The sequence below is a fragment of the Rhodoblastus sphagnicola genome, from assembly GCF_002937075.1.
Lineage (GTDB): Bacteria > Pseudomonadota > Alphaproteobacteria > Rhizobiales > Beijerinckiaceae > Rhodoblastus > Rhodoblastus sphagnicola.
Genome location: NZ_NHSJ01000016.1, coordinates 1 through 12,666, shown reverse-complemented (window position 1 = coordinate 12,666; position 12,666 = coordinate 1). Strand labels below are relative to the sequence as shown.

Sequence of the window (12,666 nt, the reverse complement as noted above, 5' to 3'; positions counted from 1 at the left end):
GGTACAACCGCTTCGGGGGCGGCGGCGGAGGGTCCTTCGAAGCCGCTGGTTTCACCCTGGTGTCGGCCACCGCTGGCGCGGGGGGAAACTCCGCCTCCATGACCGGAAACCTCGGGAACGGCTTCATCAGCTTCACCCTGCTCCAGTTAATTTTGTCTCCGATTTCCGCCGGAAACGCGTTTGTCGCCAGTTCGCTGGGCGTCTATGTTATGCCCAGTTTCCAGGGCGGAACGCTCACCATGGACCAGGCCGGGACCTATTCCCAGAATTTCACGCTCGACAATTCGGGCACAAGCAAGATCAACCAGAACGGCAATAATTCCACCTTCACAGGCAATTTTACCAACGCGACGACCGGCGGCGCGCTCATCATCGCCAATACGGGATTGGGCGGTTCGGTAACCTTTGGCGGGCAGAGTACCTATACCGGCATTACCAAGATCCAAAACGGCGCGGCCTTGGTGGCCGGGGCCACAAACACATTTTCTCAAGCTTCGCTTACGCAAATCGCCGCCGGTGGCGTGCTGAACCTCAACGGCTACGCTCAGTCGATCAACAATGTTACGTTGGCCGGCGGCGCGATCGAAAACGGCGCATTGACTGGAGCGATCAGCTCGACGGGTGGCGCGGTCTACAACATCTCCGGCGCGGCAAGTCTGACGGCGAGCTCCGGCGTGACAATGCTGAGCGGCGCGAACACCTATGCCGGCGCCACCACTATCAACGGCGGGACCCTGATCGCCGGAAGTTCCGGCGCGTTCAGCGCGTCGTCGGCGTTCACCGTCGCCGCGCCCGGAGCGCTCGACCTCGGCGGCTACGACAACTCCATCGGTTCGCTGAGCGGCGCGGGCATCGTCACCAATTCCGGCTTCGCCAATGCGACGCTCACCGTTCGCGGGCTGAGCACGCCGACGACTTTCAGCGGCGTCATCGCCAATGGCGCGAACTATAAGGTCGGTCTGACGGTGGCGGGCGGCAGCCTGACCCTTTCGGGCGCCAACACCTATACTGGCGCGACCAATGTCAACGTGGGGTCGCTGACCTTGTCTGGCGGCATTGGCCAGCGTATCAGCTTGTCAGGCCCGGTCAGCGTCCTGTCGGGCGCTGCAATGACGGTCACGAGCATCGGTTCGCTTTACGCCGCGACCATCTTCAACTCCGGCGCGATCACCGTTGACAACGGCGGCGCCCTGACGGCGAACGGCGGCGTGACCAACAACGCTTCTGGCGCGATCACCGTGGCTGCGGGAGGGACTTTCACCGACGACCTGAACAACGCCGGCGCAGTGACCAATAACGGCGTGTACAACGCCAATGTCGCATCCAACACCGGAACGATCACCAACAACGCGACCTGGAACGGCTCGATCACGACCTCCGGCGCGCTGACCAGCACTGGACTCATCACTGGAGGCGTCACCAATACCGGCGCGGTCAATGCGACCGGCGCGATTGGGGGGCCGATCGCCAACAACGCCGGGACGTTCAACGTGACGGGAACACTGGCGGACAGGGGATCGTTCTCCAACGCTTCGGGCGCCACCGTCGCGATCGGCTCCAACGCGCTTTCCACGACCCAACTGAACAACGCCGGTCGCGTGACGGCAGCCAACGGCGCCATCGCCGGCAATGTGGCGAACATCGGAACGCTCGACATCAGCTCCAGCGCGTCCAACCGCCTGTCCGTCATTGGCGCCATGTCCTTCGCCGCCGGGTCCGCCTACCAGATCAGCGTGACGCCGGCCTCGGCCAGCCTCACGAACGTCCAAGGCGCGACAACGCTGTCGGGCGGCGCTTTGTTGGCGCTCGGCGGTGGCACGAGTTATGCGAATTACACCCGCTACACGATCCTGACCGCGACTGGCGGGGTCAGCGGCGTGTTCGAGGGCGTGACGACGAACGTCTCGTTCCTCACACCGTCTCTGACCTATGACGCCAACGACGTTTATCTGGTCATGGTGCGCAACGACGTGAACTACGCGTCCATGGCCAATACGCCGAACCAGGTCGGGGTGGCCAACGCCCTGAACCGCGGCGAAGCGGCCACCAAGGGCCTGAACCCCATCCTGAACTCGGTCGATATGGTCTCGAACAATCCCGCCAACATGCCGGCTGTTCTCGACCAGCTTTCCGGCGCGGGACTCGCCGGGGCGGAAAACCTCGCGTTCCAGGCGGGGGCTCTGTTTACATCGACGATAAGCGACCAGAACCGCTCTTGGCTCAGCGGCGGCAAGGGGGCGAATGAAATCACCCTCGGGGGGCCAAACGGCTTGATGGCCTATGCGCCGGCGCCGAATGGGCCTCCAGGGGACGCCGTGCTTGGCTCGCAGCGGACCTGGCGCGTCTGGTCTGGGGGATATGCGAGCGGCGCGACGTTCGGCGACGACCGGTCCGCCGGCGCCTACGCCCAGACCAACGCAAACTATGGCGGCGCGCTCGGCATCGATTATCAGGTCCAGCCCGGCCTGCTTCTGGGCTTCGCCGGCGGTTACAGCGACGGATCCTTCGGCGTCAGGCGACTGGGGACGTCGGGCCATTTAGAAGGCGGGCAGTTCGGCTTCTATGGGGCCGCGACTTCGGGCTCGCTCTATGGCTTCGCTTCGACCGCGTTCTCGTCCTTCAACAACCACACCACGCGCTACGTCCTCGCTTTCGGCAACCTGTTCGCCGAAAAAAATAACGCAAGCTTCAATTCCCGCGAACTCCGCGAACATCTCGAATTCGGCCGCCGTTATGTCATCGGCGGCGCGACACTGACGCCCTACGTTAAGGTCGATCTCGCGACGCTCTGGTCGGACGGTTTCCTCGAAAACAACGGCGCAGGCGGGACCAATATGGCCGGCCTGTCGGTCGCGAACCGGCAGACGCTCTCCGCGCCGGGCTCAATCGGCGTCCGCCTCGAACAAGCTTTCGCGCTCGGCGGGATGAAGATCATCCCATGGGGCGACCTCGCTTACGTTCACGAGTTTTCGCCACAGCGCGAAATCTATGGAACGTTCGTGAACCTGCCATCGGCCACCTTCGGCGTAAACGCGGCCCAGGTTGGACGCGACGCGGTGCAAGTCAGGACTGGCGTAAAACTCGCGATCACCGAAACGTCGTCCATCTTCGCTTCTTTCGACGACGATTTCTCCCGAAAATCGAGTTTTTACGCCGGAAAAGGCGGCGCGCAAGTCAACTGGTGACTCTCGGGCAAGCTGCGGCTTTCAAAGATCGCATCCAGCGTCCATATTCGGCGGCGTACGACGCTGACCTGATCGTTTGGGAAGTGACCCATGATGAAGGGCGCGCGGTGGGGCGAGCGAATGAACGCCTCCGCGACGGGACCGGGCGGCCGATAATTCGCGATGTTGAATTCGATCCCCAAACCCCGCGCCCTCAAGGCCTGCGGCGGACGGCGCGGTTTTGGAAAGGCGCGCCCGGCGCGGGGTTGGCGCGGCGCGGCCGGGGGGTGGGCAGCGACCGCGCACCATGGCCGCGATCTGATTTTTCATCAGAGGCCAACGGCCAGAAAAGCGCGGCGCAATAGGACTTGCCATCATCGTGCGACCCCTCCCTTTCAGGTCTCACGCGCGCCGCATCGCTAACCACCTGTTTTTCCCAGAAATCCTCGACAGCCGGCAGCAGCCCGTCGTCAATCGCCATCGCCCCTTCCCCGCGCATCGCGGTTGCCTTCGAACAGATGCTCGGTGACGCCTCCCGGGCACAGATCGAGTACGCCGGGCGTCCTCGTCGACCGAATTCCACCTGCATACGGAGCGGTTCAAGCTGTCCCTGCGCCGCGCCGGCGACGGGATGTGGACGCAGGAGCTTCAGGTTCTGTCCGCGCCGACGCTGATGCAGCCGGCGGGAACGCCTCCGGCGGCGGCGGCCGGCCCCGCGCAAGCGCCGGCGGAGGCGCTCGCCGTCGATGGCCTCGTGGACATCCGCGCCCCGCTGGTCGGCCATTTCTATCGCGCCTCCAAACCCGGCGCGCCGCCCTTCGTGGAGGTCGGCAGCCGGGTCGAACCGGAGTCCGTGGTCGCCATCATCGAAACCATGAAGCTGATGAACTCCGTCCATGCGGGTGTGAAGGGCAGGGTGGTCGAAATCTTTCGGGCCAACGGCCAACTGGTCGAACAGGACACGGCGCTGATGCGCGTCGAAACGGAGGAGGCATGATGATCCGCCGCATCTTCGTCGCCAACCGGGGCGAGATCGCGGTTCGCATCCTGCGGACCTGCCGCCGGCTCGGCATTGAGACGGTGCTCGCGGCTTCAGAGGCGGACCTAGAGTCCCTGCCGGCCCGGCTGGCCGACAAGACCATTTGCATCGGCGGCCCCAGATCCTCGGACAGTTGCCTGAACATTGCCGCCATCGTCGCCGCGGCGGTCGCGGCCGGGGCCGACGCCGTCCACCCTGGCTATGGATTCCTGTCCGAAAACCGGGATTTCGCGCGCGCCTGCGCTTCAGCCGACCTGATTTTCATCGGCCCGACCGAGGCCCAGCTCGAAGCCGTCGGCGACAAGCTGCGCGCGCACATACGGCGTCGCCGCCGGGCTGCCGGTCGTTCCCGGCGGGGAGGCGGACACAATCGATGCCGCCCGGGCCCTGGCCGAAAGTATCGGTTGGCCGATCCTGATCAAGGCGGTCGGCGGCGGCGGCGGGCGCGGCATGAAACTGGTCCACCAACCGGAAAAATTCGCCGAAACCATTGAGCTTGCCGTGGCCGAGGCGCAGGCGGCTTTCGGCGACCCAAGGGTCTATCTCGAACGCTACGTCTCCGCCGGCCGCCATGTCGAGGTGCAGGTGCTTGGCGATGGCGAAAACCTGATCCACCTCGGCGACCGCGACTGCTCACTTCAGCGCCGCTACCAGAAACTGGTCGAGGAGGCCCCCGCGCCCCACCTCAACCCAGACTTGCGCGGAAATATGCATCGCGCCGCCGTTGCGCTGGGAGAGCACCTGCGCTACCGCGGGTTGGGAACGGTCGAATTCCTGGTCGATTGCGCGCGTGACACGTTCTACTTCCTCGAAATGAACGCCCGCATCCAGGTGGAGCATCCCGTCACCGAAGCCATTTGCGGCCTCGACCTGGTGGCGGAACAAATCGCCATCGCGGAGGGGCGGCCGCTGCGGTTCAAGCAGGACGACATCGTGTTTTCCGGCCACGCCATCGAGTGCCGCCTGAACGCCGAAGACCTGGCCTATGATTTCCGGCCCAGCCCCGGCGCCGTCACCCGCGCGGCCTTTCCCTGCGGCGAGGGCATTCGCGTCGATACCCATATGCAGGCCGGCGCAAAAGTGTCGCCCTATTACGATTCCCTGGTCGCCAAACTGATCGTCCATGGCGCCGACCGGGCCGCCGCGCTGGCGCGAATGCGCGCGGCGCTGGCCCATTGCGACATTCAGGGCATCGCCACCAATCTGGCGGTTCATGAGGAGGTGATGCGCGAAGAGGATTTTGTCGCCGGCGGCGTCACCACCGCCTTGGTTCCCCTCGTTCATCGCACGGCGCGCGCCGCTGGGAGGCGCCCCTGGCTGAGGTCAAAATCCTCGACGCCTCGATCCGCGACGGCAATCAGAGTCTCTGGGGCGCGACCGGGCTCTCGACCCGGCAAATCCTTGAAATCGCGCCGGTGGTGAACCGCGTCGGATTTCACGCGCTCGACTTCACGTCGAGCACGGCGATGGGCGTGGCCGTACGCACCTTCAGGGAGGACCCGTGGGCGCGGATGCGTCTCGCCCGCGAGGCCTTGCCAGACACGCCATTACAGGTCATATGCACCGGACTGCGCTTCATCTCTTGGGAAAGCCAGCATCCCGAATTCATGCAACTGGCTTATGACCGTCTCGTCGCCAACGGCATCTCGCGCTTCGTCGTGCTGGAGCCGACGCACGACATGACGCTGGCGCTGAAAACCGCGCGCATGATCCGCAAGGCCGGGGCGACGGAAATCATCGGCGCTCTGACCTACACGATTTCGGACATTCACACCGACGCCTTCTACGCCGGTCTGGCCGCCGAATTCGCGGCCAGCCCCAACATCGATCGCCTCTACATCAAGGACCCCTCGGGACTGCTGCGGCTGGAACGCGCGCGCAGCCTGATCCCCGCGATCAAGGCCCGCATCGGCGTCCTGCCGCTGGAGCTGCATTCCCACTGCACCATCGGCCTTGCGCCGCTGACCTGTCTGGCGGCCGCCGATCTCGGCGTCGAGGTTCTGCACGTCGCGTGCGGCCCGCTGTCAAACGGCGCCTCGTTGCCCGACGCGCAGCGCGTCGTCGCCAATCTCCGGGAGATGGGCCATGCGGTGGACGTGGACGACCGCGCCCTGGCCCTGGTCGCGGATTATTTCCGTCGTCTCGCCCGGGCGGAAAACCTGCCCGCCGGCGTCCCCCAGGACTATGACGCGTCATTTCTGCGTCACCAGATCGCCGGCGGCATCATGACCACGACGCGGCGCCAACTGGCCGAACTCGGGCTCGAACATCGCTTCGCCGAGGTCATGGCGGAAATCAGCCGCGTGCGCGCCGAACTGGGCCATCCCATCATGGTGACGCCCTTTCCCCAGATCGTGGCGTCGCAGGCGCTCTACAACATCATCGGAGCGGAACGCTACGCCAATGTGTCCGACCAGACCATCCGCTATGTGCTCGGCACGTTCGGACGGCCGACCGCGCCGGTCGACCCGAATGTCAAGGACCGCATCCTGTCGCGCCCCCGCGCGAAGGAGCTGATGGCGGAGCCGGGCCCCTTGCCGCCCTCCGAACTGCACAAGCGTTTTGCGCCCGGCCTTTCTGACGACGAATTCCTGTTGCGCGCCACCATGCCGGCCGAGGAGGTCGACGCCATGCGCGCGGCGGCGGCGCCCCGGCGGCGCTACAATCCCGACCTCCGGCCCGTTCTCAAGCTGCTCGACGGCCTGAACGTGCGTCCCGGCGTGACCGATCTCATCGTCGAAAAACCCGGCTTCCGGATGGAGTTGCACAAGGCGCCCTCGGCCTGACCGCTGCGATTTTAAAAGGACCTTCTCCATGTACGGGCATTTGCGGGACAGCGCGCACTGGGTCTTGCCGGAAGTCCTGGCGTTTCAGGCGCGGGCGCGCGGTGACCAGACATTTGTCACCGTGATCGACGAGGGTGCGCTCACCTATGCGCAGGCCGAGGCCGAGGCCGCTGGCGTCGCCGGCTTTCTGCAAGACCTGGGCGTCGGCGCCGGCGACCGTGTCGCGGTCATGGTCCCCAACAGCCTGGATTTCATCCGCATCTGGCTCGGGATCGGCCGCCTTGGCGCGGTCATGGTCCCGCTCAACGCCGATCTCAAGGGCATGTTCCTGGAGCACCAGTTGCGCAACGCCGGCGCGCGACTCGCCCCGTTCGTTGCGCCTGCGCCAGCACGATGGCGCGCAGCGCCAGGGTGGACACCTCGCCTCGCACCGCGCCATTGGCGGCCAGAAACGCCGCCCATTTGCGCAGGACGGCGATCGCGGCCCGTGTTCGCGCAATGCGGTGATGGCGCGACACCACGACAGCGCCAGCGCCCAGTCGCCGGTCGTCGTCCGATGCCCCGGCCTGGACAGGCGCTCGATGTCCTCGGCGCCGACGCCCGCGATGAAACGTTTCAAGGCGTCGAGGTCGTTGGCCTGATCCGAGAGTCGGCCCCTCTCGTGGTCGATGAAGCGGCGCAGGCGCACGAAACCGTTCTTCTGCGCCAGACTCTTGGCCTGCCAGATCGCATCTGAGGCGCCTTTTTCGTCGCCGCGCAGGCCCGCGAGCCGGATGCGGGTCACGTAATAGGCGACGAGGTGATCGACAAAACCCTGCTTCTCGGCTTCGGGGCCATAGCGCTCCACCAGTTCGGAGGCCGCGTCCACGTCATTCTGCTCGTAATGGACTTCGGCGAGGACGAGCGCGGGCATGGCCGCGAGCGGAGACAGCCTGCCGCCGACTTCTTCCGCCGACTTTTTCGCGTCGGCCAGTCGATGCAGCGCGGTTTCGGCGGCGCCGCGTTGAAAGCAGGTCGGCCCCATCACCGTATCGTGCCAGACGTCGACGAACTTGCTGGCGGCGCGCCGGTAATCCTCCTTCGCCATGATGTCGAACTTGCCGACCTCGTCGAGATGGAACGTCTCGCGATGGGCGAAGATCGAAACCGTGGCGATGTTGCCGCGCAGATAGGCGTCGCCGTCCGGAAAGGTCTTCATCAGCTCCGAGGCGATGGCGCGGGCCAGCAGCGGCTGGTCCATGAAGTGATGCATGATCATTTTGCGATGCGCGATGATCGCGTCCAGACCGATTCCGCTGGCGCTCACCGCTTCGCCGGATTTCATCAGGGCCTCGACGTCGGAAATGATGCGCTCGGCCTCCTCGAAACGCCATTCGATCAGGATCGAAAAGACGATTTCGAGCCTGGAGCGGGGAAACTTGCGCAGGACGTCGGCAGGGATCTGCTTTTCCCAGCGGTGCAGCGTCGATATGCCGCCCTGGTACATCAGCATGCTGCAATAGCGGTCGAGCAGCTCCGCCGCCCAGACGACGTCGCTGCCCTCGATGGCGTGGTTGAAGGCGTCCTCCGCCATGCCGTGATCGACGAACCAGTGCGAGGCCAGTCGGTGCAGCCGACGGGCGGCGCCGGGGTCGCGCTCGCAAAGCTTGCGCCGCAGGAACTTCGAAAACAGGTGATGATAGCGATACCAGACACCTTCATGGTCCAGCGAGAGGATGAAAAGCTCCTGCCGCTCCAGTCGGTCCAGTTGCTCGCGCGCATCGCCCGCTCCAGTGAGCGCGTCGCACAACTCGGCGCAGAATCGCGGCAGGATCGACGTGCTCAACATGAAATCGAGCGTGTGCGGCGGCAGGCTGACGAGCACGTCGTCGGCGAGATGTTCCGAGATGTAGCGATGGTCGCCGCTGATGTTCTCGATAATGGTCTGGATGCTGTCGCGTCCGTCCAGGGAAATGGAGGCGAGTTGCATGCCGGCGACCCACCCTTCCGTCTTCGACACCAGCGCGCCGATTTCGTGGTCCGACAGGTCGGCATGGCCGGCCGCCTGCAGGAAATCGGCGGCCTCCTCCGGGTCGAAACGCAGCGACGACATGTCCACCTCGGCGAGGCCACCCTTGGCGCGCAGGCGCGAAACCGAAAACGGCGGCGCGTGCCGGCTGGCGAGAACGAGATGGAGATTGGCGGGGGGATGCGCCACGATCCTGGCGAAGGCCTCGACCACGCCGACTTCGGTGGCGAGATGGAGATCGTCGATGAACAGGAAGATATCGTCGTCTTCGCTGAGCAGGCCGTTGACGAAGGCGGACACGACTTCCGAGAGCGACAGGCGTCGGGGCCCCTGCAGCAGCGCCGAGAGACGCCGTCCGAAGGTCGGGCGCGTCCCGCGAATGGCCTCGACGGCGTAGTTGAAGAAGCTGGCGAGATCGTCGGCGGCCTCGTCGAGGCTGACCCACCCGGCGACGGCGCCTGCGCCTGCGCCTGCGCCGCGAAGACCATCGAACCATTGCGCGAGCAAGGTGGATTTGCCGTAGCCGGCGGGCGCCCGCGCGATCGTCAGTGTCTTGTGGCGAAGCCCCTCGGCCATGCGCTCCAGCCGGGGGCGCGGCACGACGCCTCCGGCGCGCATGGGCGGAAACAGTCTGGTGCGCACGAGAAGCGCGTTTTCGCTTCTCGCGCCGCCGGTTCGTTTGACTGCGTTTGGCGTCCTTTCCATGGAAAGGACGCCCTGCGATCGGGCTGATGTCATCCCTGCTCCTCCCAAACCGTCCGCCTTGCTTGTTTGAAGTCTTGAGCGGTTATCGGTCTTTCTTGTTTTGCAAGTCTTCCTTTGCTGTCGTCAGGACGCCTTAATCTGCATCAAAAACGGGCGGCGCGGGTTGGCAGCGCCGTCCTTTGTCCGCGCTCACGCGTGGATGCCGGATTTTCCCGGACTCAGGATGCCATTGGGGTCCAGCGCCTTCTTGATCTTGAGATTGACGGCCTTCTTCACCGGACCGAACGTATCCGCGACCTGGTCCATGAAGGCGATGTTGGTGCGGCAGATGCCGTAGCCTTCCGCCGCGAACTGGCGAACCAGCTTGTCGTAGCACTCATAGGCGTTGCGCATTTCCTCGGGCTTGGTGCGATCGTAGAGCAGATCGACGACATGGTGCATGTCGCGCCAGCCGACGATGAAGACGGCGACATAGTCGATACCATATTCATCCAGCGTCGCCCGGGTCATCTTCATCTGCTTCACGGTCTCGTTGCCGCGCGCCTGCGCCACGGGGGCGAACCACAGCGACCCGCCGCCGCCGCGCCAGTTGTAGAGCCCGAATTCCCGCAGCGTCGGCGTGCCCGAGAACATGGCCTTGCGATACTGGAAACAGACGTCGTCGGGAACGTCCTGCTCGACGATGATCTTGCCGCCCAGCGCCTTGAACGTCGCCTCGACCATCTTCCAGTTCACGGCCACTTGTTCGGCCGTGCCATAGAGCGCGGCGAACACGTTCCAGATTCCCATGCCCTGCTTGCGGATTAGATTTTCCGCGACATCGTCGGGCATGCGTCCGGGCTTGCCGTAGACGTCGGCCCTCTTGTTCACCACCGCGACGTCCCACATGCATGGGACACCCAGACCGCGCTTGGAATGATGTTGGCGATGCGCAGCGGCCTGACGGCTTCCATCACCTTCTCGATGTCGGCCTCGGCGTCGAACTGCACGCCGAACGGCTTGTAGACCGGCGGCTTCGGCATCAGCCAGAAGCCCAGTCTGGTGACGACGCCGTAGTTGGACTGGGTGAAGATGCCGTCGAGATAGTGACCGTAGCCCCATTTGAACACCTGCCAGGTGTTGCTGTTGGGGATGCCGCCCATGCCCGTGCGCAGAATGTCGCCATTGGCCATCACCACTTCCATGCCGCAGGAAAACAGGAAATGCTCGCCATAGGGCGTGTAGCCGACGCCGCGGTCCAGCGTGTTGCCGACCGGGCCGGCGATGGCGCTGGGCAGCGGCATCGACAGCCACAGCGGCAGATTGCGCTCATGGATGTAGTCGTAAAGCTGCTTGTAGGTGACGCCCGGCTCGACCAGCGCATAGCCGAGATCGGCGTCGACCTCGATGATCCTGTTCATGCGCTTCAGATCTAGCACCATTTGCCCGCGCGTGGCCGGCGCCGCCGACCCGTAGCCGAAATTGCGCCCGGTGGAGATGGTCCAGACCGGCGCCTTGTACTTGTTGCACACCGCCAGGATGCGCTGGATTTCCTCGACCGAGGCCGGCGCCAGCGCCCCCGAGGGGGTGTGGCGGGCCTCGTCGACCGGAAGCATGATCTTGGTGTATTGGGCGATGTGATCCTGATCGACCATGCAGTAATCCTTGCCGACGACGTCGGTGAATTCCGCGACCGCCTTCAGGAAATCCTGTTTCGAAACGCCTTCCGGAAACCATGTCGTCTTTCATTGTTTCCTCCCGGGCGCCTTGGTCACATTTGCACGGCAAACGAGACCAGCCCCTGTGTGTTGCGTTCATTCCAGCGATGGGCGGACGCCTGGGCCTCCTTGAGCGCGTCCGGCTTTTGCGCGCGGCCCCACAAGCCCGGGCCGACGCCGGTTCCGTGGCAGAATTTGCAGGTCTTGGCGTAGAGCTGCTTTTCGTCGCGCCATTGTCCCACCGCCTGTGCCCAGGCGGGCGCGCCGCAGAAGATAGTGGCGACGATGAGGACGCAAAGACGTCCCATTCCCTGTGCTGTCATGTTCCACTCCCCTTCAGCAAATGGACAGGCCACCGTCGACCACGAGTTCGGTTCCCGTGACCCAGCTCGACATGTCCGAGGCGAGGAAGACGGCGGCGTCGGCGATGTCGCGCGGGACGCCGGTCCGTCCCTGCGGGTAGAGGGCGGTGTGCGCCTTGCGCGCGGCGTCGATATCCGGGAAGACGCCGAGGCTGACGAAATCGCCGGGCAGCTTTTCCCCCATCTCGGTCTGCACGAAGGCGGGATGGAGGGCGTTCACGCGGATGCCGTATTTGAGCGCGCCGCGTTCCACGGCCGCCGCCTTGGACAGCAGCCGGATGGCGCCCTTGGAGGCGCTGTAGACGCCGAGACCCGGCGCGCCGATCAAGGCGGCGACGGAGGAAATGTTGATGATGCTGCCGCCTCGCCCCGAGGCGCCGCCGGGGCGCATCACCCTGATCGCGTGCTTGTGGCCGAGAATGGCGCCGCTGACGTTGATGGTCAGCAATTTCTGCATGTCGGCGAAATCGACGTCCGCCAGCCAGACGGTCTGTTCGATCGCCGCGTTGTTCACGAGGACGTCGAGTTGGCCGTAGCTCCCGATCGCGGCGGCGACGGCGGCTTCCCAATGGCTTTCGTTCGCCACGTCATGCGCCTGAAAAACGGCCTTGCCGCCCTTGGCGCGGATGCGGGCCGCGACCTCTTGCCCTTTCGACTTGTTCACGTCGGTCAGCACGACCGAGGCTCCGATGTCCGCAAAACGTTCGGCGATCCCCGCGCCTATGCCCCAGGGCTGTTCAGTTCTCAATACAGTCGAGGCATAGCGAGGATTAGATTGAGATCGAGTGCGGCGCGCCAGCGGGCGTTTTTGATGTTGTCGCACCCAGCGGCCCTGAGCAGGTTGTACGCGAAAGATCGCAGGCGGGCGGCGATGTCCGGGTTCTTGCGAATGCGTGAGGCATCCT

11 protein-coding genes and 1 pseudogene are annotated in these 12,666 nt (G+C 64.8%); 6 read left to right on the top strand and 6 right to left on the bottom strand.

Annotated features, from left to right (window positions below):
• A partial coding sequence (locus CCR94_RS01165) for an autotransporter outer membrane beta-barrel domain-containing protein (protein ID WP_206605749.1) occupies positions 1-3,185 on the top strand: 3,185 nt, incomplete at its 5' end.
• A 193-nt stretch (positions 3,186-3,378) separates the two neighbouring features.
• Here the strand turns inward: CCR94_RS01165 and CCR94_RS01155 are convergent.
• Positions 3,379-3,645 carry a hypothetical protein gene (locus CCR94_RS01155; RefSeq protein WP_146089792.1) on the bottom strand — a complete coding sequence of 89 codons (267 nt, stop codon included), beginning with the start codon at positions 3,643-3,645 and terminating at the stop codon, positions 3,379-3,381.
• A 150-nt stretch (positions 3,646-3,795) separates the two neighbouring features.
• On the opposite strand from CCR94_RS01155, the gene CCR94_RS01150 reads away from it, so the two are divergent.
• From CCR94_RS01150 to CCR94_RS26495, 5 genes are read left to right on the top strand one after another with little or no spacing between them, the layout of a single operon-like run.
• On the top strand, positions 3,796-4,161 hold the full coding sequence (locus CCR94_RS01150; protein ID WP_104506054.1) for an acetyl-CoA carboxylase biotin carboxyl carrier protein: 366 nt from the start codon (positions 3,796-3,798) through the stop codon (positions 4,159-4,161).
• The gene (locus tag CCR94_RS25795; RefSeq protein WP_244593883.1) at positions 4,161-4,697 is read left to right on the top strand and encodes a biotin carboxylase N-terminal domain-containing protein; all 537 of its coding nucleotides are present in this window, start codon (positions 4,161-4,163) and stop codon (positions 4,695-4,697) included. The genes CCR94_RS01150 and CCR94_RS25795 overlap by 1 nt, the downstream gene beginning before the upstream one ends.
• A complete protein-coding gene (locus CCR94_RS01145; protein ID WP_244593885.1) occupies positions 4,591-5,625 on the top strand; it encodes an ATP-binding protein in 1,035 nt (344 codons plus the stop codon). The genes CCR94_RS25795 and CCR94_RS01145 overlap by 107 nt, the downstream gene beginning before the upstream one ends.
• Positions 5,622-6,989 carry a hypothetical protein gene (locus tag CCR94_RS01140; RefSeq protein ID WP_206605748.1) on the top strand — a complete coding sequence of 456 codons (1,368 nt, stop codon included), beginning with the start codon at positions 5,622-5,624 and terminating at the stop codon, positions 6,987-6,989. The genes CCR94_RS01145 and CCR94_RS01140 overlap by 4 nt, the downstream gene beginning before the upstream one ends.
• A gap of 28 nt (positions 6,990-7,017) precedes the next feature.
• Positions 7,018-7,725 (top strand): AMP-binding protein, encoded by a 708-nt coding sequence (locus CCR94_RS26495; RefSeq protein WP_104506058.1) that lies wholly within the window; start codon positions 7,018-7,020, stop codon positions 7,723-7,725.
• Positions 7,726-8,625: 900 nt separating this feature from the next.
• On the opposite strand, the pseudogene CCR94_RS26740 reads toward CCR94_RS26495, so the two are convergent.
• The 5 genes and pseudogenes from CCR94_RS26740 to CCR94_RS01120 form a co-directional block, all read right to left on the bottom strand.
• Positions 8,626-8,958, bottom strand: a pseudogene (locus tag CCR94_RS26740) (winged helix-turn-helix domain-containing protein); the annotation flags it as partial.
• 933 nt (positions 8,959-9,891) lie between these two features.
• Positions 9,892-10,590: an FAD-linked oxidase C-terminal domain-containing protein gene (locus CCR94_RS25575; protein WP_206605747.1), complete on the bottom strand. Its 699-nt coding sequence runs from the start codon at positions 10,588-10,590 to the stop codon at positions 9,892-9,894.
• Positions 10,569-11,336 carry an FAD-binding oxidoreductase gene (locus tag CCR94_RS25570; protein ID WP_206605746.1) on the bottom strand — a complete coding sequence of 256 codons (768 nt, stop codon included), beginning with the start codon at positions 11,334-11,336 and terminating at the stop codon, positions 10,569-10,571. Before CCR94_RS25570 ends, CCR94_RS25575 begins: the two co-directional genes overlap by 22 nt.
• Positions 11,337-11,452: 116 nt before the next feature.
• Positions 11,453-11,722 (bottom strand): c-type cytochrome, encoded by a 270-nt coding sequence (locus CCR94_RS01125; protein WP_146089791.1) that lies wholly within the window; start codon positions 11,720-11,722, stop codon positions 11,453-11,455.
• Positions 11,723-11,735: 13 nt separating this feature from the next.
• Positions 11,736-12,509, bottom strand: coding sequence for an SDR family oxidoreductase (locus tag CCR94_RS01120; protein ID WP_104506051.1), 774 nt, complete (start codon positions 12,507-12,509; stop codon positions 11,736-11,738).
• Positions 12,510-12,666: the final 157 nt, after the last annotated feature.